Source organism: Caballeronia sp. GAFFF1 (assembly GCF_023630705.1).
Classification (GTDB): domain Bacteria; phylum Pseudomonadota; class Gammaproteobacteria; order Burkholderiales; family Burkholderiaceae; genus Caballeronia.
In genome coordinates, this window is sequence record NZ_JALQEM010000001.1 from 146,448 (window position 1) to 169,360 (window position 22,913).

At 64.5% G+C, this 22,913-nt stretch carries 21 protein-coding genes and 1 pseudogene; 12 read left to right on the plus strand and 10 right to left on the minus strand.

What is annotated here, in order from left to right; translation table 11 throughout:
- Positions 1–5: 5 nt before the first annotated feature.
- From NCR37_RS00725 to NCR37_RS00775, 11 genes are all read left to right on the plus strand, one after another.
- On the plus strand, positions 6–383 hold the full coding sequence (locus tag NCR37_RS00725) for a response regulator (RefSeq protein ID WP_175939044.1): 378 nt from the start codon (positions 6–8) through the stop codon (positions 381–383).
- A 55-nt stretch (positions 384–438) separates the two neighbouring features.
- Positions 439–2,712: a chemotaxis protein CheA gene (cheA, locus tag NCR37_RS00730; RefSeq protein WP_250471065.1), complete on the plus strand. Its 2,274-nt coding sequence runs from the start codon at positions 439–441 to the stop codon at positions 2,710–2,712.
- Positions 2,713–2,739: 27 nt separating this feature from the next.
- Positions 2,740–3,258 (plus strand): chemotaxis protein CheW, encoded by a 519-nt coding sequence (gene cheW, locus NCR37_RS00735; protein WP_175939048.1) that lies wholly within the window; start codon positions 2,740–2,742, stop codon positions 3,256–3,258.
- A gap of 51 nt (positions 3,259–3,309) precedes the next feature.
- Complete coding sequence (locus NCR37_RS00740) at positions 3,310–5,160, plus strand: methyl-accepting chemotaxis protein (RefSeq protein WP_250471066.1); 1,851 nt, start codon at positions 3,310–3,312, stop codon at positions 5,158–5,160.
- A 102-nt stretch (positions 5,161–5,262) separates the two neighbouring features.
- The gene (locus NCR37_RS00745; RefSeq protein ID WP_250471067.1) at positions 5,263–6,192 is read left to right on the plus strand and encodes a CheR family methyltransferase; all 930 of its coding nucleotides are present in this window, start codon (positions 5,263–5,265) and stop codon (positions 6,190–6,192) included.
- A complete protein-coding gene (gene cheD, locus NCR37_RS00750; RefSeq protein ID WP_250471068.1) occupies positions 6,189–6,947 on the plus strand; it encodes a chemoreceptor glutamine deamidase CheD in 759 nt (252 codons plus the stop codon). Before NCR37_RS00745 ends, cheD begins: the two co-directional genes overlap by 4 nt.
- A gap of 2 nt (positions 6,948–6,949) precedes the next feature.
- Entirely contained in the window at positions 6,950–8,071 is a 1,122-nt protein-coding gene (locus NCR37_RS00755) for a protein-glutamate methylesterase/protein-glutamine glutaminase (protein ID WP_250471069.1), read from the plus strand.
- Between the two features lie 56 nt (positions 8,072–8,127).
- Complete coding sequence (cheY, locus tag NCR37_RS00760; protein ID WP_250471090.1) at positions 8,128–8,523, plus strand: chemotaxis response regulator CheY; 396 nt, start codon at positions 8,128–8,130, stop codon at positions 8,521–8,523.
- Positions 8,524–8,525: 2 nt separating this feature from the next.
- Positions 8,526–9,230, plus strand: a complete 705-nt coding sequence (gene cheZ, locus NCR37_RS00765) for a protein phosphatase CheZ (protein WP_250471070.1) — start codon at positions 8,526–8,528, stop codon at positions 9,228–9,230.
- A gap of 326 nt (positions 9,231–9,556) precedes the next feature.
- Positions 9,557–10,078 (plus strand): DUF2844 domain-containing protein, encoded by a 522-nt coding sequence (locus NCR37_RS00770; protein WP_250471071.1) that lies wholly within the window; start codon positions 9,557–9,559, stop codon positions 10,076–10,078.
- A gap of 19 nt (positions 10,079–10,097) precedes the next feature.
- On the plus strand, positions 10,098–11,396 hold the full coding sequence (locus tag NCR37_RS00775) for a DUF3443 domain-containing protein (RefSeq protein WP_250471072.1): 1,299 nt from the start codon (positions 10,098–10,100) through the stop codon (positions 11,394–11,396).
- A gap of 50 nt (positions 11,397–11,446) precedes the next feature.
- Here the strand turns inward: NCR37_RS00775 and NCR37_RS00780 are convergent, their stop codons facing one another.
- The 4 genes from NCR37_RS00780 to argS all read right to left on the minus strand — a co-directional run bounded on the left by NCR37_RS00780 (position 11,447) and on the right by argS (position 15,731).
- Positions 11,447–12,229, minus strand: coding sequence for an SDR family oxidoreductase (locus tag NCR37_RS00780; RefSeq protein WP_250471073.1), 783 nt, complete (start codon positions 12,227–12,229; stop codon positions 11,447–11,449).
- A 15-nt stretch (positions 12,230–12,244) separates the two neighbouring features.
- Positions 12,245–12,892 carry a thiol:disulfide interchange protein DsbA/DsbL gene (locus NCR37_RS00785; protein WP_250471074.1) on the minus strand — a complete coding sequence of 216 codons (648 nt, stop codon included), beginning with the start codon at positions 12,890–12,892 and terminating at the stop codon, positions 12,245–12,247.
- Between the two features lie 144 nt (positions 12,893–13,036).
- A complete protein-coding gene (locus tag NCR37_RS00790; protein ID WP_206467385.1) occupies positions 13,037–13,804 on the minus strand; it encodes an SPOR domain-containing protein in 768 nt (255 codons plus the stop codon).
- Positions 13,805–13,946: 142 nt separating this feature from the next.
- The gene (gene argS, locus NCR37_RS00795) at positions 13,947–15,731 is read right to left on the minus strand and encodes an arginine--tRNA ligase (protein ID WP_250471075.1); all 1,785 of its coding nucleotides are present in this window, start codon (positions 15,729–15,731) and stop codon (positions 13,947–13,949) included.
- Positions 15,732–15,977: 246 nt separating this feature from the next.
- On the opposite strand from argS, the gene NCR37_RS00800 reads away from it, so the two are divergent.
- Positions 15,978–16,304 carry a DUF1840 domain-containing protein gene (locus tag NCR37_RS00800; RefSeq protein WP_250471076.1) on the plus strand — a complete coding sequence of 109 codons (327 nt, stop codon included), beginning with the start codon at positions 15,978–15,980 and terminating at the stop codon, positions 16,302–16,304.
- A gap of 106 nt (positions 16,305–16,410) precedes the next feature.
- Here the strand turns inward: NCR37_RS00800 and NCR37_RS00805 are convergent, their stop codons facing one another.
- The 6 genes and pseudogenes from NCR37_RS00805 to NCR37_RS00830 form a co-directional block, all read right to left on the minus strand.
- The gene (locus NCR37_RS00805) at positions 16,411–16,599 is read right to left on the minus strand and encodes a hypothetical protein (RefSeq protein ID WP_250471077.1); all 189 of its coding nucleotides are present in this window, start codon (positions 16,597–16,599) and stop codon (positions 16,411–16,413) included.
- Positions 16,600–16,763: 164 nt separating this feature from the next.
- A pseudogene (metH, locus tag NCR37_RS00810) lies at positions 16,764–19,493 on the minus strand (methionine synthase); the annotation flags it as partial.
- 34 nt (positions 19,494–19,527) lie between these two features.
- Entirely contained in the window at positions 19,528–20,595 is a 1,068-nt protein-coding gene (locus NCR37_RS00815; protein WP_250471079.1) for a homocysteine S-methyltransferase family protein, read from the minus strand.
- A 251-nt stretch (positions 20,596–20,846) separates the two neighbouring features.
- The gene (locus NCR37_RS00820; RefSeq protein ID WP_159837774.1) at positions 20,847–21,104 is read right to left on the minus strand and encodes a BTH_I0359 family protein; all 258 of its coding nucleotides are present in this window, start codon (positions 21,102–21,104) and stop codon (positions 20,847–20,849) included.
- Between the two features lie 123 nt (positions 21,105–21,227).
- Positions 21,228–22,016, minus strand: a complete 789-nt coding sequence (locus tag NCR37_RS00825; protein WP_250471080.1) for an alpha/beta fold hydrolase — start codon at positions 22,014–22,016, stop codon at positions 21,228–21,230.
- A gap of 64 nt (positions 22,017–22,080) precedes the next feature.
- A partial coding sequence (locus NCR37_RS00830; RefSeq protein WP_250471081.1) for a DUF3108 domain-containing protein occupies positions 22,081–22,913 on the minus strand: 833 nt, incomplete at its 5' end.

The window sequence follows — 22,913 nt, forward strand, 5'->3', positions numbered from 1 at the left end:
GACACATGATCAAGAACATTCTGGCAATCGACGATTCCGCAGCCATGCGGCAGATTCTCTCTGCCACGCTGACGACGGCGGGCTACGAGGTGACGGTGGCGTCCGACGGCAACGAAGGGCTCGAATGGGCGCTCGCCGAGCGTTTCGATCTCGTGCTCACGGATCAGCACATGCCGCAAAAGAGCGGCCTCGACCTGATTGCGGAGCTGCGCGCGAACCACGCCTACCGCGCGACGCCGATTCTCGTGCTGACCACGGAGGACGGCGAGCCGTTCAAGGAAGCGGCGCGCGCGGCCGGAGCGACGGGCTGGATCGAAAAACCGCTCGATCCGGACCTGCTGACCGAAGTGGTCGCCGCGCTCTCCGAAGACACGCAGCACTGAAGCGAACAGCCAAAGCCAAGACAACTCGCGCGCACGCGCCGACGGTGAATCAAGCATGACACTCGACATTACCCAGTTCTATCAAACCTTCTTCGACGAAGCCGATGAACTGCTCGCGCAGATGGAGCAACTGCTGCTCGTCCTGGATATCGCGAATCCGGATCCCGAGGATCTCGCGGCGATCTTTCGCGCCGCGCATTCGATCAAGGGCGGCGCAGCCACGTTCGGCTTCACCGCGCTCACCGAAACGACGCACATCCTCGAATCGCTGCTGGATCGCGCGCGCAACAACGAGCTCGTGCTTCGCCGCGACATGATCGACACGTTCCTCGCGACGAAGGACGTGCTCTCGGACCAGCTCGCCGCGTATCGCGCGAGCGCCGAGCCGGATGCGGCCGCCGCCGCCGCGATCTGCGCGAAGCTCGAACGCCTGAAGAACGAAGACGCCGCGCCGCAGAGCGCGCCTGTCGTCGACGAGCCGGTTACGCCGGCTGTCATCCGCGAAGTGGACGTCGCGCCGGCCTATGAAGGCCCGAACGCGCCGCCTTCGCACGTGATCGCGCAAGCCGCCGAAGCCATCGAGGACGACGGCAACTGGGACGGCGCGTTCGAAGTCACGGACGGCGCGGCCAGTCATGCAACGAATGCGGGAACCGCAGCCGGCACGCCGGCGGCGGAAGCAGGACCCCACCTGAAAATTACGCTACGGGGGGTGGGCGAGAAGGACCTGGCGACCTTGACCGAGGAGCTGGGGAACCTGGGCAGTATCGTCGGGGAGAAAAAGACCGACGCCGAACTCGTGCTTTGGCTCGATTCGGACGTCTCGTCCGACGACATCGTGGCTGTGTGCTGCTTCGTGATCGACGAATCGCAAATCACGATCGGCCGCGGCGACGCGCATCACATTGCGCCGTCGGCAGCGGCCGAGCCGGCGCAGGCCAAGCAACACACGCTACAGGCAGAGCCGCCCGTATCGCAGGCGCAGGAAGCGCCCGCATCCGCGGCGCAGCACAAAGAAGAAGCGGCGAAGGCGGCGGCGAATGCGGAAACGCAAGCTGCTGCCGCCATCCCGTCACGCGACACGCAAGCGAAGGCCGCCACCGGCGACGCCGAGAAGAAAGCGCGCCCGGCCGCAGCGGCATCGGCGGAAGGCAGCTCCATTCGCGTCGGCGTGGAGAAGGTCGATCAGCTCATCAACCTGGTCGGCGAACTGGTGATCACGCAGGCGATGCTCGCCGAAACCACGAGCACGTTCGACCCTGCATTGCACGACCGTCTTTTCAACGGCATGGCGCAGCTCGAGCGCAACGCGCGCGACCTGCAAGAGGCCGTCATGTCCATCCGCATGATGCCGATGGATTACGTATTCAGCCGCTTCCCGCGACTCGTCCGCGATATCGCGGGCAAGCTCGGCAAGGAAGTGGAACTCGTCACGTTCGGTCAGGCGACCGAGCTGGACAAGAGCCTGATTGAGCGCATCATCGATCCGCTCACGCACCTCGTGCGCAATTCGCTCGATCACGGCATCGAGACCGTGGAAGCCCGCCGCGCGGCGGGCAAGCCCGCGACCGGCCAGCTCGTGCTGTCGGCGGCGCATCACGGCGGCAACATCGTGATCGAAGTGAGCGACGACGGCGCGGGCCTGCGCCGCGACAAGATTCTCGCGAAGGCGCAGAAGCAGGGCATGCAGGTTTCCGACTCCATGACCGACGAGGAAGTCTGGCAACTCATCTTCATGCCGGGCTTCTCGACCGCCGAACAGGTGACGGACATTTCCGGCCGCGGCGTCGGCATGGACGTGGTGAAGCGCAACATCCAGTCGATGGGCGGCCACGTCGAAATCATGTCGCGCCAGGGCGCGGGCACGACCACGAAGATCGTGCTGCCGCTCACGCTCGCGATTCTCGACGGCATGTCGGTGAAGGTCGGCAACGAAATCTTCATTCTGCCGCTCAACTTCGTGATGGAGTCGCTGCAACCGGTCGCCGATGACATCTACACGGTCGCCAACGGCGAGCGCGTGGTGCGCGTGCGCGGCGAATATCTGCCGCTCGTCGCGCTGCATCAGGTGTTCTCGGTCGAAGGCGCGCGCACGGAGCCGACGCAGGGCATCGTCACGATCCTGCAAACGGAAGGACGGCGCATGGCCATGCTGATCGACGAACTCGTCGGCCAGCAGCAAGTGGTCGTGAAAAACCTCGAAACGAATTACCGCAAGGTGCACGGCATCTCGGCGGCGACGATTCTCGGCGACGGCAGCGTCGCGCTGATCGTCGACGTGGCCGCGCTCAATCGCGAATCACGCGCGCAACACTCGCACACCCATTAATTACATCGACCGAACCTGGGGTTTCTCATGGCAGACATCCAATCGATTCAAAACGCAACACTGTCGCGCCGCGATGCGCAGCACGCCGAAGCCGCCGGACAAGAGTTCCTCGTCTTCACGCTCGGCGCCGAAGAGTACGGCATCGACATCCTGAAAGTACAGGAAATTCGCGGCTACGACAGCGTCACGCGCATCGCGAACGCGCCCGCATTCATCAAGGGCGTGATCAATCTGCGCGGCATCATCGTGCCGATCGTGGACATGCGCATCAAGTTCAATCTCGGCCGCGTCGAGTATGACAACCAGACGGTCGTCATCATCCTGAACGTCGCGCATCGCGTGGTCGGCATGGTGGTGGACGGCGTGTCGGACGTGCTCACGCTGACGCAGGACCAGGTCATGCCCGCGCCCGAATTCGGCGCGACGCTCACTTCCGAGTATCTCACCGGCCTCGGCACGGTCGAGGGCCGCATGCTGATTCTGATGGATATCGAAAAGCTCATGACGAGCCGCGAGATGGAGTTGATCGACTCCGTCGCCGCTTAAACAGGCGCGCGGAAGCACCCCGCGCGCGTCGCGAGCCAAGGAAAGGAAGCCATGTTCAAGAAGTTGTCCATTCGCACGACGCTCACGCTCGTCGGTGTGTTGTTCGTCGGTTGCGCGGCCGTCATCGGCGCGCTGTCGCTCGTCGGCCTCAATTCCGCGAGCGCCTCGCTCGACTCGCTCGCCAAAGAAGACATGGTGGCGATGCGCGCGCTGGCGGACACGTCGTCGTATCTGCTGCGCTCGCGCATCACGCTCGACCGCGTGCGCTCGCTCACCGAAGCGGGCAGCGCCGACGAAGCGAAGAAGGCGATGGAGCGCGGCCAGTTCCTGCTCGACAAGAGCTACGAGAACTGGAAGCTCTATCTCGACACCAAGAAGCCGATGCTGCCGCAAGCGACGCTCGACACGCTCGTCGCGCAGCACGACACGCTGATGAAGACGGGCGTCGAGCCCGAGTTCGCCGCGATGCGCGCGAACGACATGGCTGCATACCACGCCGTTGCCGACACGAAGATCAGCCCGATGTTCGTCGCGTTCGATCAGGCGGTCACGGCGGCGGTCGCGTTCCAGCAGAAGCACGCGGAAGAGTCGCGGGCGAGCGCGGCGTCGCAGAACGCGACGCTCAGCATGGTCATCGGCGGATTGCTCGCGCTTTCCGGCCTGCTGCTCTTCGCCACGCGCTTCGCGCTGCGCGGCCTGATCGTGCAGCCGATCAACGACGCGGTGGAACACTTCGAGCGCATCTCGCGCGGCGATCTCACGAAGTCGGCGCACACGGACGGCACGAACGAAATCGGCCGTCTTTTCGCGGGCATCGAGCGCATGCGCACGAACCTGACCGCGATGGTCGGCGCGGTGCATCGCGGCGCGGAATCCATCGACGTCGGCGCGCATGAAATCGCAAGCGGTAATACCGATCTGTCGCAGCGCACGGAAGAGCAGGCGGCGTCGCTGCAAGAGACGGCCTCCAGCATGGAACAGCTCACGAGCACGGTGAAGCAGAACGCGGACAACGCGCGTCAGGCGAGCCAGCTCGCGGTGAACGCGTCGGATATCGCGTCGCGCGGCGGCGAGGTGGTCGAGCAGGTCGTCGATACGATGAACGCCATCGCGTCCAGTTCGGGCAAGGTGGTGGACATCATCGGCGTGATCGAAGGCATCGCGTTCCAGACCAACATTCTCGCGTTGAACGCGGCCGTGGAAGCGGCGCGGGCGGGCGAAGAAGGGCGCGGCTTCGCGGTCGTGGCGGGCGAAGTGCGCTCGCTCGCGCAGCGCAGCGCGGCGGCGGCGAAGGAAATCAAGGCGCTGATCGGCGATTCGACCGAGAAAGTGCAGAGCGGCTCGCAACTCGTGACGCGCGCAGGCGAAACCATGGGCGAGATCGTGCAGGCGGTGCGCCGCGTGACCGACATCATGGGCGAGATCAGCGCGGCGTCGGAGGAGCAGTCCGATGGCATCGAGCAGGTCAATCGCGCCGTGACGCAGATGGACAGCGTGACGCAGCAGAACGCGGCGCTCGTGGAACAGGCGGCGTCGGCGGCGGCATCACTCGAGGACCAGACCCGGCAGTTGAAGGAGATCGTCGGGCAGTGGCGCATTGCGGGCACCGTGCCGGCGTCGGTGAAGCCGAGCGCGGCGGTCGCGGCGGCGCGCCTGGCGCCCGCCGTGGCGAAGGCTGCGCGCGTCGAGCCGACGTCGCGGGCATCGTCCGCGAGCGCAGCGAAAGTTGCAGAGCAGCCTAACGTCGCGCCGGAAACGGCCGTTATCAAGGATAAGGCCCGCGATGCAGCGAAGCCGGCAAGCGCAGCGAAAGCCGCGCCCCGCGTGAGCGCACCGGCGGCGGCACCCGCCCCGCGCGCGAAGGCCACGACCGCCGACGACGGCGACTGGGAAACGTTCTAAGCGCATCGGCCGGCCCCGGCCGAGCGCGCGGACTCCGAAACAACCCGGCGCACGACCGGCGCAGAAGCGAAAGCAGGCGCAAACAGAGCAAGAGGCACCAGAATGGCAACGCGTAATGCAACCCACGCACGCGTCGAACTGGCCGGCGGCATACGCGGTCCGGAAGTCGAGCGCGATTTCGAATTTACCGTGGCGGACTTCGCCCGGATCCGCGAGCTGATTCATCGCCGCGCAGGAATTTCGCTGTCCGACCACAAGCGCGACATGGCCTACAGCCGGCTCGCCCGACGCCTGCGCGCCTGCGGCATGGACACGTTCAAGCAGTACCTCGACCGTCTCGAAGCCAACGACGACAACGCCGAGTGGGAAGCCTTCGTCAACGCACTGACGACCAACCTGACGGCGTTCTTCCGCGAGTCGCATCACTTTCCGCTGCTCGCGGACTTCGTGAAGCGCCGCCAGCAGCCGGTGTCGGTGTGGTGCTCGGCGGCATCGACGGGCGAGGAGCCGTATTCCATCGCGATGACGCTCGTCGAGGCGCTCGGCGAGCAGGCCGCGCGCCACTGCACGGTGTTCGCGAGCGACATCGACAGCCAGGTGCTCGCCAAGGCGGACGCGGGCGTGTATTCGCTCGATCAGGTGAAGCCGCTGCCGGTGGAACGCCTGAAGCGGTTCTTCCTGAAGGGCACCGGCTCGCACGCGGGCTTCGTCAAGGTGCGCCCGGAGTTGCGCTCGCTGGTGAGCTTCGGCCGCGTGAACCTGACGGACGCGCGCTACGACGTGAAGGGCCCGTTCGACGCGATCTTCTGCCGCAACGTGATGATCTACTTCGACAAGCCGACGCAAGGCCAGGTGCTTTCGCGCTTCGAGCCGCTGATGAAGCCGGGCGGCCTCTTGTTCGCCGGTCATTCGGAGAACTTCACGTATGTGTCGCAGGCGTTCCGGCTGCGCGGTCAGACGGTCTACGAACTGACGCGCGACACAAAAGCGGCGGGCGCGCCGAAGCGCGTGCTCGCGGGAGAGCCGGCATGAGCGGGCTGCCGATCGCGTCGAATCTGTATTTCGACAACCATTTCAAGAAGCCCGGCGTGAAGCTGCTGCCGAACGAGTTCTACATGACGAGCGAAGACATGGTGCTCGTGACCGTGCTCGGCTCGTGCGTGGCGGCGTGCATCAACGATCGCACGGCGGGCATCGGCGGCATGAATCACTTCATGCTGCCCGATGACGGCTCGGACCCGTCGCATGCCTCGTCCGACTCCATGCGCTACGGCGCGTATGCGATGGAAGTGCTCATCAACGAGCTCATCAAGCGTGGCGGACGCCGCGAGCGGTTCGAGGCGAAGGTGTTCGGCGGCGGCGCGGTGCTCGCCGGCATGACGACGATCAACATCGGCGACCGCAACTCGGAGTTCGTGCGGCGCTATCTCGCGCTGGAGAAGATTCGCATCGTCGCCGAGGACTTGCAGGGCATGCATCCGCGCAAGGTCGCGTTCATGCCGCGCACGGGACAGGTGATGGTCAAGAAGCTGAAGACGCAGCACGACCCGGTCGTCGTCGAGCGCGAGCAGGCGCTCGTGCAGCGCACGCCCGAAGAGCGCGCGGAACGGCTCGCAAAGGCGCGCGCGCGCGTGGAACTGTTCGGCGTGGAGCGCGCGAAACCCGCCGCGCCCGCGACGAAGCCGCGCGTCGAGTTGTTCGGCGCGTCGGGAACGGCGGCGGCTGCCCGTGCGACCAGCGCAATCGCGCGCACGGCGCGCGTCGCGAAGACGGTGGAGGAGGCGTGAGCATGTTGAATGCATCGAATGGCGGCAAAGAAGCCGCGCCGAAGATCAAAGTATTGTGCGTCGACGACTCGGCGCTCGTGCGCAGCCTGATGACCGAGATCATCAACTCGCAGCCCGACATGCACGTGTGCGCGACCGCGCCCGATCCGCTCGTCGCGCGCGAGCTCATCAAGCTGCATAACCCGGACGTGCTGACGCTGGATGTCGAAATGCCGCGCATGGACGGACTCGACTTCCTCGAAAAGCTGATGCGCCTTCGGCCGATGCCGGTCGTGATGGTGTCGTCGCTGACCGAGCGCGGTAACGAAATCACGCTGCGCGCGCTGGAACTGGGCGCGGTGGACTTCGTGACCAAGCCGAAAGTCGGCATCCGCGACGGCATGCTGGATTACGCCGAGAAGCTCGCCGACAAGGTTCGCGCCGCTTCCCGGGCGCGCGTGCGGCAGATCGCGCATGCGGCGAGCGCGCCGAGCGCGCAGGGTCACGCCGGCGCGAAGCCCGCGCCGCTCATCAACAACCCGCTCGTGTCGACGGAAAAGCTCGTGATCGTCGGCGCGTCGACGGGCGGCACGGAAGCCATCCGCGAAGTGCTGTTGCCGCTGCCGCCCGACGCGCCCGCGGTGCTGATCGCGCAGCACATGCCGCCGGGCTTCACGAAGTCGTTCGCGCAGCGCCTGAACGGGCTGTGCCGCATCACGGTGAAGGAAGCGGAGCACGGCGAGCGCGTATTGCCGGGCCATGCGTATATCGCGCCGGGCCACGCGCACCTCGTGCTCGCGCGCAGCGGGGCGAACTACGTCGCGCATCTGTCGGATGCGCCGCCGGTGAACCGGCATCGTCCGTCGGTGGACGTGCTGTTCCGCTCGGCCGCGCAGCACGCGGGCAAGAACGCGATCGGCGTGATTCTGACCGGCATGGGCCGCGACGGCGCGGCGGGACTGCTCGACATGCAGCAGGCGGGCGCCTACACGCTCGCGCAGGACGAAGCGAGTTGCGTGGTGTTCGGCATGCCGCGCGAAGCAATTGCAATGGGCGGCGCAAGCGAGATCGCGCCGCTGTCTGAAATGAGCCGGCGCGTGATGGCGCGGCTGGCATCGATGGGCGAACGCGTGCAGCGCGTCTGATTTAACTGAATTGAATTACGCGGTGTACGCCGCACTGAGAACACACGGGAGCAATGATGGACAAGAACATGAAGATCCTCGTCGTCGACGATTTTCCGACGATGCGCCGTATCGTGCGCAATCTGCTGAAGGAGCTCGGCTACTCGAACGTCGACGAGGCAGAAGACGGCGCGGCGGGCCTCGCGCGTCTGCGCGGCGGCGGCTTCGACTTCGTGATTTCCGACTGGAACATGCCGAATCTCGACGGCCTGTCGATGCTGCAACAGATTCGCGCCGACGCGAATCTGTCGCATCTGCCGGTGCTGATGGTGACGGCGGAATCGAAGAAGGAGAACATTATCGCGGCGGCGCAAGCCGGCGCGAATGGTTACGTGGTCAAGCCTTTCACGGCCGCCACGCTCGACGAGAAGCTCACCAAGATTCTCGAGAAGATGGCTAAAGCCGGGAGCTGATCGTGAACGATCTGACCACTGAACTTGCCGCCGTGGCAGCCGAGGCCGATAACGATTTTTCGAGCGACCGCATTCTCGCGCGCATCGGCCAGTTGACGCGCACGCTGCGCGACTCGATGCGCGAGCTCGGCCTCGACAAGCAGGTCGAAGCCGCTGCGCAAGCCGTGCCCGACGCGCGCGACCGTCTGAAGTACGTCGCGACGATGACCGAGCAGGCGGCCGACCGCGCGCTCAACGCGATCGAGCTCGCCAAGCCGATGCAGGAAGCGATGCAGCGCGAAGCGCAGGCGCTCGACGAGCGTTGGGCGCAATGGTACGGCGCGCCGCTCGCGCAGGACGAAGCCGGCGAGTTGCTCGCGCAGACGCGCAGCTTCCTGCAAAGTGTGCCGGCGAAGACGCAGGCGACCAACGCGCAACTGCTGGAAATCATGCTCGCGCAGGATTTTCAGGATCTGACCGGCCAGGTGATCAAGAAGATCACGGACGTCGTGTATCTGATCGAACAGCAATTGCTGGGCGTGCTGCTCGAGAACATTGCGCCGGAGCGGCGCGAGCAGTTCGCGGCGTCGGCGGCGGCGTTGATGTCGTCATCGACGGGCAGTCCGGAAAATCTTCTCAACGGACCGCAGATCAACCCGGAAGGTCGCAGCGACGTCGTGCAGGATCAGTCGCAAGTGGACGATCTGCTCGCGAGTCTCGGCTTCTAAGCCTTCCGGCTTCCTGACGCCATGCGCAAAAAGACGCGGAGCGCCTCTTCGGATGCGTTCCGCGTTGTTGCGTGCGCGCCGGATTCACGCCTCGACGCCTGCTTTTAGCAAAGCATCTATCGACCGGGAACTTCTGCCCGGCTTACTGTTCGATTCATCCGTCCCCAACGGCGCGTCGCATGCGCGTGACGCAGCCGTTTTTCGGGATTTGGCATACTGATGGCTATAGCATCCGTAAGATGCTTGAATCCGCAGGGGTCCGCGGCTCCGTAAAACGGCGCGCGGGCCTGCCAGGCAACCATCCACAGGAATCGACAGGAGGCCCAGTGAAGGTACCGAAGCAACCCCGTCATGGGCATCTCAGGCTATCGTTAGCCTTCCTCGCAGGCGCATTGACCGTCTGCGCAGCCGCACCGGCGCGCGCCGCGCTCGGCGGCGAGCCGTTGAACGCGCCGCAAGGCGCCACCGCCGCGAACGCGGTCGTGCATGCCGCAACCCCGGCATCGGGCGCGTCCGGCGCATCGGCGGCATCTAACTACACCGTCCGCTCGACGACGCTCGCGAGCGGCACCGTCATCAACGAATATGTATCGTCCGACGGCACCGTGTTCGGCGTCGCGTGGCGCGGGCCGCGCGTGCCGGACCTCGCGACCTTGCTCGGCAGCTATTTCCCGCAGTACCAGCAAGCCATGCTCGCGCAGCGCGCCGCGCGCGGCGGACGCGGTCAGGTGAGCGTGCAGGATTCGGGTCTCGTCGTGCATTCGGGCGGTCACATGGGCGCTTTCTCGGGCAGCGCGTACCTGCCGCAGTCTTTGCCCGCCGGCGTTTCCGCCAGCGACATCCAGTAAGCGACGGGAGAATCCGATAATGTTCACAACGACACCCGGCCTCGGCGCGGCATCTTCCCGGCGCGCCGGCAACGCGGCGCGCTGGCTCGGCGCGCTGTTTCTCGCCCTTACGCTCGCCGCATGCGGCGGCGGCAGCGACAACAATTCCGGTTCCAGCGGCGGTTCGTCCAGCGGCGGCAGTTCCGGCGGCGGCAGTTCCGGCGGTTCATCCAGCACGGCCAACGCCCAGCCGATCACCCCGAACGGCACGAACGCGGTTCCCATCACGGTGAACGGCGGCGTCGCGAACTTCGTCAATATTCCGAATGTCTCGGTGACGGTCTGCGCGCCCGGCACGAACACCTGCCAGACCATCGACAACATTCAGATCGACACCGCTTCCTTCGGCCTGCGCATTCTGAGCTCCGCGGCTCAGTCGGTCATCGGCGCACTGCCGGGGGCGAAGGCGCTCAACGGCGGACAACTCGCCGAGTGCGCCGGTTTCGCGGACGGCTACACGTGGGGCACCGTGCGTCAGGCGGACGTGCGCATCGGCTCGGAAGTGGCGAGCGCGCTGCCGGTGCAGATCATCGGCGACCTGGACGCGTCGGCGGCGCCCACCGGCATGAACGGATGTCCGTCGGGCAACGACGAGAACACCGCCGGTGAGATCGGCGCGAACGGCATTCTCGGCATCGGCACGCTGGCGCAGGATTGCGGCAGCAATTGCGCGACGACCCCGCTGAACGGCATGTACTTTTCGTGCACCAACGGCACGAATTGCACGGGCACGGCAGTTCCGGTCGCGCAGCAAGTGGCGAATCCCGTGCAGAAGTTTCCGGTCGACAACAACGGCGTCATCGTTCAGTTGCCGCCGGTTCCCGTCACCGGCGCGGCAAGCGCGAGCGGCACGCTGGTGTTCGGCATCGGCACGCAGAGCAACAACACGCTCACGGGCGTGACGCATCTCGGCACGGACGCGTACGGCGATCTCAGCGGCACGTATAAGGGCACGAGTTACCAGACGTTCTTCGACACGGGATCGAACGGCAACTTCTTCCAGGACAACTTCCCGCTGTGTTCGAGCACGAGCGTGTTCTATTGCCCCACGTCGCAGCAGTCGCTCACCGCGACCGTCTCCGGCACCGAGGGCAATACGGCGACGGTGCCGTTCAGCCTCGTGAGCGCGCGCACGCTGACATCGGGTACCGGAAAGTTCGCGTTCAATAGCCTGGGCGGCCAGTTGGGCATGACCGGCATGTTCGACTTCGGCGTGCCGTTCTTCTACGGGCGCCATGTGTACGTCGGCTACGGCAGCGCGCCGTTCGTGGCCTTCTGACGAAGCTTGCATGATGAAAAATCCGGCCCATGTGGCCGGATTTTTTTCGTCTATTGCTCGGAGGAAGCAGGGCGAGGCTTGCGCGGCGCGCGCTCGAAGAGCGGATCGTAGAGCCAGCGCGGCATCACATGCAGCAACATGCCGACAACGCGCATCTGCCAAGGAAACGTCGCGTAGCGCGTTTTGCGGGCGATGGCATCGGCGGTTTTCGCGGCGAAGCGGTCTGCATCCATCAGAAACGGCATGCGATACGGATTGTGCGCGGTCATTTCCGAGCGCACGTAGCCCGGCGCAATGGTCACGACCGAGACGCCCTGCGGCCGCATTTCCACGCGCAGCGCTTCCAGATACTTCGCCGCCGCCGATTTCGACGCGCTGTACGCGCCCGAGCCCGGCAGCCCGCGCACGCCCGCGACGCTCGCAATGCCGACCAGCGTGCCGCGCCGCGCGGCCGTCATCGACGCGATGAACGGCTCGAACGTCGCGACCATGCCGAAGTAATTCACGTCCATCACGGCGCGGAACGTGTCCAGTTCGCCGTGGCCCGTGAGCGCGCCCTGACTGATGCCCGCGTTCGCAATCACGATATCGGCCGCGCCGTGCTCCGCGATGAACCGGCGCGCGGCATCGGCGAGCGCGTCGGGATCGCGCACATCGGCGGGATAAATGGAAATCGACGCCTTCGGATGGCGCGCGGCGAATGCCGCAAGAGACTCGGCGCGTCGGGCGACGAGGCCGAGCACGGCCCCGCGCTTCACATATTCTTCGGCCAGTGCCAGGCCGATTCCACTCGACGCGCCGGTGATGAAGACCTTCAACGGAACTGCGTTCATACCGGCGTCAGGCAATTACATCTTCTTGTCGCGCACTTGCTGGACGAGGAAGTCCATCACCTGCGTCGTGCCGGGCAGACTGTTGGTCTGCGCGGGGCCGGTCACGTACTTGCCCTGCACCACGACCGTCGGCACGCCGTCGATCTTGTAGTCCTGAAGCAGCTTGGCGTCACGCTGGACGTCGCTCTGCGTCGAGAACGAGTTGTACGCGTCCATGTACTTCTTCTTGTCGATGCCTTGCGTGGCGAGGAAGTCGGCCTGCGCCTGCGGCGTCAGCAGATAGTTCTTCTTCACGTGGATTTCGTTGAACACGACGGGCGTGAGCTTCTCCGCGACGCCGAGCGCGACCAGCGCGTGATACATCTTCGAATGCGGAATGAAGTCGTCGCGGAACGCCACCGGCACGCGCTTGAACACGACGTCCGGTCCCTGCTTCTTCTCCCACGCCTCGATATACGGCTCGAATTCGTTGCAGTGCGGGCAGCCGTACCAGAAGAACTCGATGACTTCGACTTTGCCCGCCGGCGCGCCGATGGGCTGCGGCGCCTGCATCACCGTGTAATCCTTGCCGGCAGCAGGAGCGGCCGATGCCGTGCCCGCGACGCTGATGGACGCGGCGGCAATGCCGAGGGAAAGGGCGAAGGCGCTAAAGAGTTTTTTCATGATCGAAGAAAGTGCAAAGGTGCGACGTGAAGGCTGACATGGCGGATGCGGCGCGGCTCTCAAGTGGGACATACGACGCTTAAGCCTGACTTAAGGCGCGCCGCGCTCATACCGGCCGAAGACGCGGGCGCCGTCCTGCACGCGTCATTGCTTCGAAAAGCGAATGACCGCGGTATCGACGCCTGCGTCGGACAGACGCTGACGCGCCGTGTTCATGTCCTCGAACTTGGCGAACGGACCGATACGCACGCGATAGTACGTCACACCGCCTGCATCGCGCTGCGTGACCTTTGATTCGAAGCCCTGAAAGCCCAGACGCGCACGCTGCTGCTCGGCATCGGCCTGCGTCTTGTAAGCGCCGACTTGCAGGAAATAGCCGGTGTTCACGTCGCCGGGCGCGGGCGGCGTGGTCTTGGCCGTGGCGGGCGGCGCGGAACCGTTCTTCGGCGGCGTCGCGGCGGTGGTCGAACTCGTCGAACTGGTCGATCCCGGCGCGGCTTCAGGTTTCTTTGCGATGGTCGGGCTCGCGGTGCGCGGCGCGGACGCCGTGCCGCCGCTCGGCGGGACTTCGACGATCTGCGGCTCGTCCAGCACGCCCGACGATTGCGTCTGATTCGTGCTCTGGCCGGGCGCCGTGTTCGGCGGCGTGGGCTGGGCGGCTTGCGGCACCGCTTGTCCCGGCGACTTGCCCTGAAGCGGGCGATTCGGGTCGTACGGCTGCGCGGCGGGCGCTGAAGACGACTCCGCTGGCGGCGCGACCTTGGCGACGAATGGCGTGGGCGCACGCGTGATGTACAGCGCGACGATCACGGCGATCGCGAGTCCGACGATCAGACCGAGCACGATGCCGAGAAAGGTTCCCCCCGTTTGCTTCGACTGCGATTGCTTCGACGTGCGGCTTGGTTTTGCCATCGTATGAATCACCTGCAAAAAGTCTTCGAGTTGGCCGACGATTATAGCCGCCGCGTAACGCGCGCCCGCGCCAGGCTGCCGTCCGCGAGCGCCGAAAGATTCACAAAGTTACAGGCGCGCGCACGACAAAACGCGCAGCCGTTCACATCTTCTGCGGGGCGGATACGCCGATGGTCGACAGTCCGTTTTCGAGCACCTGACGCGTGGCGGCCAGCAGCGCGATGCGCGCCGTGCGCTCTTTTTCGTCGTCCACGAGCACGCGCTCCGCATTGTAGAACGAGTGAAATTCACCAGCGAGGTCGCGCAGGTAGAACGCGACCGCGTGCGGCGCGAGTTCGTCGGCGGCGTGCGCGAGCATGTCGGGGAACTCGGCGAGCTTATTGAGCAGCGCCATCGCGCGCGGGCTCGACAGCGGTTCGAGATCCGCCTTCGCCGCTTGCGCCAGGTCGCCGCCGTAGCGTTCCTTCCAGTCGTTGAGAATAGTGCAGATGCGCGCGTGCGCGTATTGCACGTAATAGACCGGATTTTCGTCGTTCTGCTTGAGCGCGAGGTCGATGTCGAACACGAATTCCGTGTCGGCCTTGCGCGAGATCAGGAAGAAGCGCACGGCGTCGCGGCCGCGGCGAATCATCGCTTCGTCGAGCTGATCGGGCGCGGCTTCGCTGCCCGGCGTCATGCCGCCCGACCATTCGATCAGATCGCGCACCGTCACGTAGCTGCCGGCGCGCTTCGAGATTTTCACTTCCTGGCCGTCGCGCATGACCGTGACCATCTTGTGCAGCACGTAGTCCGGGTAGCCCTTCGGAATGCCGATGCCAAGCCCTTGCAGCCCGGCCCGCACGCGCGCGATGGTGCCGTGATGGTCCGAGCCCTGCACGTTGATGACCTTGGTGTATCCGCGCTGCCACTTCGTGACGTGATACGCCACATCCGGCACGAAGTACGTGTACGTGCCGTCGGACTTCTTCATCACGCGGTCTTTGTCGTCACCGTCGTCGGTGGTGCGCAGCCATAGCGCGCCGTCCTGCTCGTAGGTCTTGCCGGCGTCGATCAGCGCCTTCACCGTCTCTTCGACGCGCCCTTCCTTGTACAGCGACGACTCGAGATAGAACTGGTCGAACTTCACGCCGAACGCGGTCAGGTCCATGTCCTGTTCGTGGCGCAGATACGCCACCGCGAAGTGACGGATGGCTTCGAGGTCGTCCACGTCGCCCTTGCCCTTGACCGGCTCGCCGTCCTTGGCCGCGACGGTTGCGCCTGCCATGTAGTCGCTCGCGATGTCGGCGATGTACTCGCCGTTGTATGCGGCTTCCGGCCACTCGGCGTCGCCCGGCTTGAAGCCGCGCGCACGCGCTTGCGTCGAGATGGCGAGGTTGCCGATCTGCACGCCTGCGTCGTTGTAGTAGAACTCGCGATGCACCGCATAACCTTGCGTCGCGAGCAGGTTCGAAAGCGCGTCGCCGAGCGCGGCCTGACGACCGTGGCCGACGTGCAGCGGACCGGTCGGATTCGCCGACACGAATTCGACGAGCACGCGCTTGCCCGCATCGCGCGACGAACGGCCGTACGCCGCGCCTTCGCCGAGCACCGCCGGGATCACGTCTTGCTTTGCCTTCGCCGCGAGACGCAAGTTGATAAAGCCGGGACCGGCGACTTCCGCGCTCTCCACGAGCCCCTTCGCGGCCGGATGGCCGAGCACCGCATCGACGATCTGCTGCGCGAGCTGACGCGGGTTCGCGCGCAGCGGCTTGGCGAGCTGCATCGCGACGTTCGATGCCACGTCGCCATGCGCCGCGACCTTCGGCCGTTCGAGCACGATCGCGGGCGCGACGAAAGCGGCTTCCGTTGCGCCTTGCGTGGCTTGCGCGACCTCTTTGACCGCGTCGGAGAGGAGCGTTTCCAGGGTTTCTTTGTGTGCGGGCAGCATGCTGAATGTGATCCGGTGAAGCGAATGCGCAGTGGCACGCGACAGGTGCGGGCGACGCAAAGCGCCGATTGACGCGGCTGATGAGCCGTTCGCCACGGCCTGCCTTCGAGCGGGGCCACGGCTGAAACCGGGATTTTAGCAGGTGCTAAACTGTCTATTCAGGGTGGTTGTTCTGCAAAGATCGGCTCGCCGGCGCGGCTCGCATTCGCCCCGGCTGTCATCCAACAATAGGAAAAGGACTGTCCCATGCTGATCACATTCAAAACCATGGCTGCACCGGATGTCATGATGCTCGACAACCTCGCCGAGTATCTGCTCGAGATCATCGGCAAGCAGCTGACCGAACGCGGCGTCATCACGCATGACGAACTGCCTGCCGCCATTCAGAAACTCGAAGCGGCGATCGTCAGCGACAAGAAAGAGCGCGCCGAGCACGACGGCCATTTTCACGAAGGCGAACAAGGCCACGATCCGCACGAGATTCCCATCGGGCTCGCGCAACGGGCGTATCCGTTCCTGGACATGCTGCGTCTCGCGCAGAAAGAGAACAAGGACATTCTCTGGGGCGTCTGAGCGGGCGCATGAGCGGGCGCATGAGCACCGTGCGGCTCAAACGAAAAACCCCGCATCGGCGACGATGCGGGGTTGTCTTCCTGCTGACTCACTCGGGCGGCGCCGCTTACTGCGACTGACCGTTGCTCGGAGTCTTCGGCTTTTTAGGCGTCTTCGGCTTCTTCTTGTGTTCGGCCTGCGGCGGCGAGTACGACGATGCCTGCGTGGTGCTGGCCTGCGCGAACGCAGCCGAACTCGACGCTGCGAGCACTGCCGCGGCGATCGCGATGCTTACGGCGGACGTCATCTTCTTCATGCGACTTTCTCCGTGGCTAAAAAGTGCGTGGCCGCCGTCGTGGCGGTTCATCGCAGCGACAAGTCTACGGAATAAAAAAAGTTCCCGCCCATCACGCGGCGCTTTTCTTGCGTATCACGCGCAGCATATGTCTTTGCGCAACGTTCGCCACGCTCGCTACGCGATCAGCGCAGCGGCGCGAGCGCGCGTTCGGCATCGGCCGATGAAATTGCCATGCGTTGCGCGAAGCTCTGCACCTGATCGTCGCCGATCTTGCCGACCGAGAAGTACGTGCTTTCCGGATGCGCGAGATAGAAACCCGAGACGCTCGCGGCCGGCGTCATCGCAAGCGATTCAGTCAGGTTCATGCCGATTTCCTCTGCCTGAAGCACTTCGAACATATCGCGCTTCACGAGATGATCGGGGCAGGCCGGATAGCCGGGCGCGGGACGAATGCCGCTGTACTTCTCCGCGATGAGGGCTTCGTTGTCGAGCGTTTCGTTGGCAGCGTAGCCCCACAGTTCGCGGCGCACGCGCGCATGCAGCGCCTCGGCGAAGGCTTCCGCGAAACGGTCGGCGAGCGCCTTGAGCATGATCGCGCTGTAGTCGTCGTGATCGGCGGCGAACTGCTGCTCTTTCTTGTCGACGCCCAAGCCCGCCGTCACCGCGAAGAGACCGATGTAATCGGCCACGCCCGATTCCTTCGGCGCGATAAAGTCCGCCAGCGAACGATTCGGCCGCATGACGCCGTCGACCACCGGCCGCACGCTCTGCTGTCGCAGATTGCGCCACGTCATCGCCACTTTCGAGCGCGACTCGTCCGTGTAGATTTCGATGTCGTCGTCATTCACCGTGTTCGCGGGCAAGAGCGTGATGACGCCGTTCGCCGTGAGCCAGCGGCCCTGAATGATGCGCGAGAGCATCGATTTGCCGTCCGAGAACACGCGCCGCGCCGATTCGCCGACGATCTCGTCGTTCAGAATGGCCGGGTACGGTCCCGCGAGATCCCACGTCTGGAAGAACGGGCCCCAGTCGATGTACTGAGCCAGGTCCGCGAGGTCGTAGTTGCGGAACACGCGCCGCCCGATGAAGCTCGGCTTCTTCGGCTGGTACGCGCTCCAGTCGATCTTCGTCTTGTTGGCGCGCGCTTCGGCGTACGTCACCATCGGCTGAGCCTTCTTGTTCGCATGCTGCGTGCGAATGCGTTCGTAGTCGGTCTTCAGTTCGCCGAGGAACTTCGCCGCGCCTTCATCGGACAGAAGGCTCGATGCCACTGACACCGAACGCGACGCGTCCGCCACGTACACGACCGGACCATCGTAATTCGGCGCGATCTTCACGGCGGTATGCACGCGCGAAGTCGTCGCGCCGCCGATCAATAGCGGCGTCTGCTTGCCGCGGAAGTATTCGTCGCGCTGCATTTCGGAGGCGACGTAGGCCATTTCTTCGAGACTCGGCGTAATCAGCCCCGACAGGCCGATGATATCCGCGCCTTCTTCCTTCGCCTTTTGCAGGATGGTCGCGCACGGCACCATCACGCCCATGTTGACCACTTCGAAGTTGTTGCACTGGAGCACCACCGACACGATGTTCTTGCCGATGTCGTGCACATCGCCCTTCACGGTGGCAATGACGATCTTGCCCTTGGACCGCACGTCCGCGCCGGCATCGGAGAGACGCTTCTTCTCTTCTTCGATGAACGGGATCAGATGCGCGACCGCCTGCTTCATTACGCGCGCCGACTTCACCACTTGCGGCAGGAACATCTTGCCCGCGCCGAAGAGGTCGCCGACGATATTCATGCCGTCCATCAGCGGTCCTTCGATCACGTTGATCGGCCGGCCGCCCGCCTGCTCGATCTTCGCGCGCACTTCCTCGGTGTCTTCCACGATGAACGTCGTGATGCCGTGCACGAGCGCATGTGAGAGCCGCGCCTCGACCGGCTGATTGCGCCATTCGAGGTTCTCTTCCTTCTTCGCCGCGCCGGTCTTGAACTTGTCGGCGATTTCGAGCAGACGGTCGGTGGCGTCCTCACGGCGATTGAGCACGACGTCTTCGACGCGCTCGCGCAGGTCCGGATCGAGATCGGCATAGACGCCGAGCTGCCCGGCGTTCACGATGCCCATGTCCATGCCCGCCTGAATGGCGTGGTAGAGGAACACCGTGTGAATGGCTTCGCGCACCGGATCGTTGCCGCGAAACGAGAACGACACGTTCGACACGCCGCCGCTCACCTTCGCGTGCGGCAGGTTTTCTTTGATCCAGCGCGTGGCGTTGATGAAATCGACCGCGTAGTTGTTGTGCTCTTCGATGCCCGTTGCGATCGCGAAGATGTTCGGATCGAAGACGATGTCTTCCGGCGCGAAGCCCACTTCGTTCACGAGAATGTCGTAGGAACGCTTGCAGATTTGCGTTTTGCGCTCGAAGGTGTCGGCCTGGCCTTTCTCGTCGAACGCCATCACGACGGCGGCCGCGCCGTAGCGGCGAATCAGCTTCGCATGGTGACGGAACGCGTCTTCGCCTTCCTTCAGCGAGATGGAATTGACGATCGCCTTGCCCTGCACGCACTTGAGTCCGGCTTCGATCACTTCGAACTTGGAGGAGTCGATCATGATCGGCACGCGCGCAATGTCCGGCTCGGACGCGATCAGATTCAGAAAGCGCACCATCGCCGCCTTCGAATCGAGCATGGCTTCGTCCATGTTCACGTCGATGACCTGCGCGCCGTTTTCGACCTGTTGCCGCGCGACGGCGAGCGCCTCGTCGAACTGGCCGTTCAGGATCATGCGCGCGAACGCCTTCGAGCCCGTCACGTTCGTGCGTTCGCCGACGTTGATGAAGAGCGAGCCTTCGGTGACGTTGAACGGCTCGAGGCCGGAAAGACGCATCGTGTGATCGGTCATGGTCGTTCGCTTCTCTTCTGTTTCTCTTGGTCGATTCGGGCAGTACTTAGGCGGCGTCGCGGTATTGCGAAGGGAATGCGCGCGGCTTGACCTGCGCGAGCGCCTTCGCGATCTCCGCGATGTGCTCGGGCGTCGTTCCACAGCACCCGCCCGCGAGATTGACGAGTCCCGCTTGCGCAAATTCTTTAAGCAGCCCCGATGTCACGTCGGGCGTTTCGTCGAAGCCGGTGTCGCTCATCGGATTCGGCAGGCCGGCGTTCGGATAGCACGACACATAGGTATCGCAGAGCTTCGCCAACTCGGCGATATACGGGCGCATGAGCGCCGCGCCGAGCGCGCAGTTGAGCCCGAACATCAGCGGCTTCGCGTGACGCAGCGAGTTCCAGAATGCCTCGACGGTCTGACCCGACAGAATGCGGCCCGAAGCGTCCGTGACCGTGCCGGAGATCATGACCGGCAGACGTTCGCCCGTATTCTCGAAAAGCTCGTCGAGCGCAAAGAGCGCAGCCTTCGCATTCAGCGTGTCGAAAATGGTTTCGACGAGGAAGAGATCGCAGCCCGCGTCGAGCAGGGCCTTGGCCTGCTCGTAGTACGCGTCGCGCAGCTCGTCGAAGCTCACGTTGCGCGCGCCGGGATCGTTCACGTCCGGCGAGATGCTCGCGGTCTTCGGCGTCGGGCCGATCGCGCCCGCGACGAAGCGCGGCTTGTCCGGCGTCGAGAAGGCATCGCACGCTTCGCGGGCGAGCTTCGCCGACGCCAGGTTCATCTCGGCGGCGAGCTCTTCCATGCCGTAATCGGCCTGCGCGACGCGCGTGGCGCCGAACGTGTTTGTTTCGATGATGTCCGCGCCCGCCGCGAGGTATTGGTCGTGAATCTCGCGGATGATCTGCGGCTGCGTGATGGAGAGCAACTCGTTGTTGCCCTTGATATCGCGGCCATAATCCTTGAAGCGATCACCGCGATAAGCGGCTTCGTCCAGCTTGTAACGCTGGATCATGGTGCCCATCGCGCCATCGAGAATCAGGATGCGCTGCTGCAACAGCGTGGGAAGCGCGGCGCCGCGCGTGTAATCGCGCGCGGGGACCGGAAGACTCGGAGTGGCGTTCTGGTTCATGACGGACAGGCCCTGCACCGGAGAGGAAATAGTCCGTCATTGTAGCCGCAGCGCGATGCGGTCGCTCCCGGCGCGGTTTGCTTCGTGGCGAAGCGGACGGCCGAAAAAAAGAACCCCGCCGAGGCTTCGGCGGGGTCTTTTCTGGCGTGTCGCTCGTTTGCCGTATTGCGTGGCTCGCCTCATTCGCCAATTGAGCCGGCGAGCATGGCGGCGCGGGCCTGAAACTCGGAGCGCCCGCGCGAAACGTGGCGTTAGTGCAGCACCACGGGCTGGGTCATCAAGATATCGAACTGGCCGAGGAATTCATCGACATCCTCGAGCGAAGGCTCTTCTTCGATCAGCTTTTGCACATGCTCGCGGAATTTTGCCGCAAGCTCGCCGTCGATGAAGATCTCCCGTTGCGTGTTCTTGTCGACGATTTCGTACCCGCCCGACATCATCGCGAGATGATTGGCCTGGGGTGGAAATTCAACGACGCAATAGTTAGGGCTGTTGTAGATCATTTGCATGGCGACACTCCTTATTCCTGTTGCTCCCGCAACCTGCATCGTAGTTGGAGCGACTGGGTGGGAATTCAAGGGGTGGCCTCGACGTGATGCCGTGTTATCGAGGCTTTTTTCTGTGAAACGTAGTCAGGCGGCCTCACGCAGGAACGCATCGAGCAATGCGCAAAAGCGTTGCGACGCCTCGATCGGAGACATGTGTGCCGCATCCAGAAGTTCGAACTGCGCGCCCGGCACTGTGTCGGCGATCACTTTGGATTCAGCATGCGGCGTGCCATTGTCGTGTTCGCCGGCCACGACGAGCGTGCGCTTTTGAATCGACGCCAGTTGGTTCTTCGCATCGAAACGGCTGAGGGCTTCGGCCGCCATCGCGAAACCTTCGGCAGGCGTGCGCGCAATCGTTTCGCCGATCTGCTCGATCACTTCGGGATGCGCTTTACGAAACCCCTCGGTGAACCAGCGTCCCAGCGTCGAATCCACGATACTCTCAATGCCGTTCTGACGCACGGAAGCCGCGCGTTGCAAGAACGTCGAACGCGCTTCCTCGCGAATGAACGCGGGCGCGCCCACGACCGTCAGCGAATCCACTTTGTCCGCATGGTTGATGGCGAACTTCTGCGCGACCATGCCGCCCAGCGACAAGCCGACGACATGCGTGCTCGGCGCGCCGAGCTTGTCGAGCAACTCGGACAGGTCATCGGCGAGATCGTCCACGCTGAACGCGTCCGGCGACACGGCCGTGTGGCCGTGGCCGCGCAGATCGTAACGCAGCACGGTGAAATCGTTGCGGAAGTAGCCGGCCATCTGGTCCCACGCGGACAGATCGCCGGCGAGTGGATGGATGAAGGTCAGCCAGGGACCGCCGCCTTCGTTGTCGAGAACGTATCGGGTTTCGATGCCTTTGTTGTTCACCTGCATATCCGCTCCGTGGAGGTCGCTTTGAAATTCCGTGCGTCCCGTGAGACCGCGGGACGCGCCGCCGCTACGGCCTGACGGATGCATCGTCGGCGGCGGGTGCGGTTTCCTCTGACGCATCCGGCGTGCCCGGCGCGTTTTGCGCGTTCGGCGCGTTCGGTGCCGTAGAGGTGGGCGCTTGCAGCTTGCCCGCCCACAGCATTTCGATCTGCATGCCGTTTGGCTCCGTCTGGAGGATGCGCGCGGGCAGCCATCCGAGCGCCGGAGCCAGCCAGATGTCGAGCTTGCGCCGGTCGCCCTCGCGGCGCGGCAGGCGCGTGAAGTGCCGCGCGGTGACGAAACCGTCGCGCGTCTGCACCGTTTCATCGCCGACGGTTTCCATCGGCCAGATTTCGCTGCTGTCGTTATCCGCGACGCTGAACTGCCGCGTGACGCCGGGTTTGTAGACATCGGGCGCGCCGCGCACGAGGCTCGTCAGTTGCATGACCACGCTGAAGCGATCCTGGGCGCCATCCGCGAGCGGCTGGCTATTCGGCGTGCGCGTGTAGACGATCTGCCTGATTTCGCGATTGAACACGGCGACATCGGCGGCGCGGCGGCCGCGTTTCTCCGAATACTCTTCCGGCGCGATGCCAAAGGCATCGATATGGCCCTTGCTCGAATACACGTACGGTCCGACGAACGGCAGAGGAATGGAGACGACCATCTCGTAGTGCTGGCCGTCGTTCGTCCAGTGAATCGTGCCGGTCTGGTTCATCACGCCGTTGACGAGCGTGTCGTAGCGCAGGTCGCCGGTCGGCGGGACGCTGAACTTGTCGCCGGAAGCGGTGGAAGTCGAGGCTGCGGCTGCGGCTGCGGCGGCGGCTGGCGCGGATGCGCTCGCGGCACCCGCGCCAGCCG

Excerpts from the sequence above, each read along its gene's own strand:
- NCR37_RS00725 (WP_175939044.1), top strand. The coding sequence starts at position 6 with ATGATCAAGAACATTCTGGCAATCGACGATTCCGCAGCCATGCGGCAG.
- NCR37_RS00790 (WP_206467385.1), bottom strand. The coding sequence starts at position 13,804 with ATGGCAAAACCAAGCCGCACGTCGAAGCAATCGCAGTCGAAGCAAACG.
- NCR37_RS00785 (WP_250471074.1), bottom strand. The coding sequence starts at position 12,892 with ATGAAAAAACTCTTTAGCGCCTTCGCCCTTTCCCTCGGCATTGCCGCC.
- NCR37_RS00745 (WP_250471067.1), top strand. The coding sequence starts at position 5,263 with ATGGCAACGCGTAATGCAACCCACGCACGCGTCGAACTGGCCGGCGGC.
- NCR37_RS00805 (WP_250471077.1), bottom strand. The coding sequence starts at position 16,599 with ATGAAGAAGATGACGTCCGCCGTAAGCATCGCGATCGCCGCGGCAGTG.
- cheW (WP_175939048.1), top strand. The coding sequence starts at position 2,740 with ATGGCAGACATCCAATCGATTCAAAACGCAACACTGTCGCGCCGCGAT.
- cheA (WP_250471065.1), top strand. The coding sequence starts at position 439 with ATGACACTCGACATTACCCAGTTCTATCAAACCTTCTTCGACGAAGCC.
- cheD (WP_250471068.1), top strand. The coding sequence starts at position 6,189 with ATGAGCGGGCTGCCGATCGCGTCGAATCTGTATTTCGACAACCATTTC.
- NCR37_RS00825 (WP_250471080.1), bottom strand. The coding sequence starts at position 22,016 with ATGCAGGTGAACAACAAAGGCATCGAAACCCGATACGTTCTCGACAAC.
- NCR37_RS00800 (WP_250471076.1), top strand. The coding sequence starts at position 15,978 with ATGCTGATCACATTCAAAACCATGGCTGCACCGGATGTCATGATGCTC.
- NCR37_RS00775 (WP_250471072.1), top strand. The coding sequence starts at position 10,098 with ATGTTCACAACGACACCCGGCCTCGGCGCGGCATCTTCCCGGCGCGCC.
- argS (WP_250471075.1), bottom strand. The coding sequence starts at position 15,731 with ATGCTGCCCGCACACAAAGAAACCCTGGAAACGCTCCTCTCCGACGCG.
- NCR37_RS00780 (WP_250471073.1), bottom strand. The coding sequence starts at position 12,229 with ATGAACGCAGTTCCGTTGAAGGTCTTCATCACCGGCGCGTCGAGTGGA.
- cheY (WP_250471090.1), top strand. The coding sequence starts at position 8,128 with ATGGACAAGAACATGAAGATCCTCGTCGTCGACGATTTTCCGACGATG.
- NCR37_RS00820 (WP_159837774.1), bottom strand. The coding sequence starts at position 21,104 with ATGCAAATGATCTACAACAGCCCTAACTATTGCGTCGTTGAATTTCCA.
- NCR37_RS00740 (WP_250471066.1), top strand. The coding sequence starts at position 3,310 with ATGTTCAAGAAGTTGTCCATTCGCACGACGCTCACGCTCGTCGGTGTG.
- NCR37_RS00755 (WP_250471069.1), top strand. The coding sequence starts at position 6,950 with ATGTTGAATGCATCGAATGGCGGCAAAGAAGCCGCGCCGAAGATCAAA.
- NCR37_RS00815 (WP_250471079.1), bottom strand. The coding sequence starts at position 20,595 with ATGAACCAGAACGCCACTCCGAGTCTTCCGGTCCCCGCGCGCGATTAC.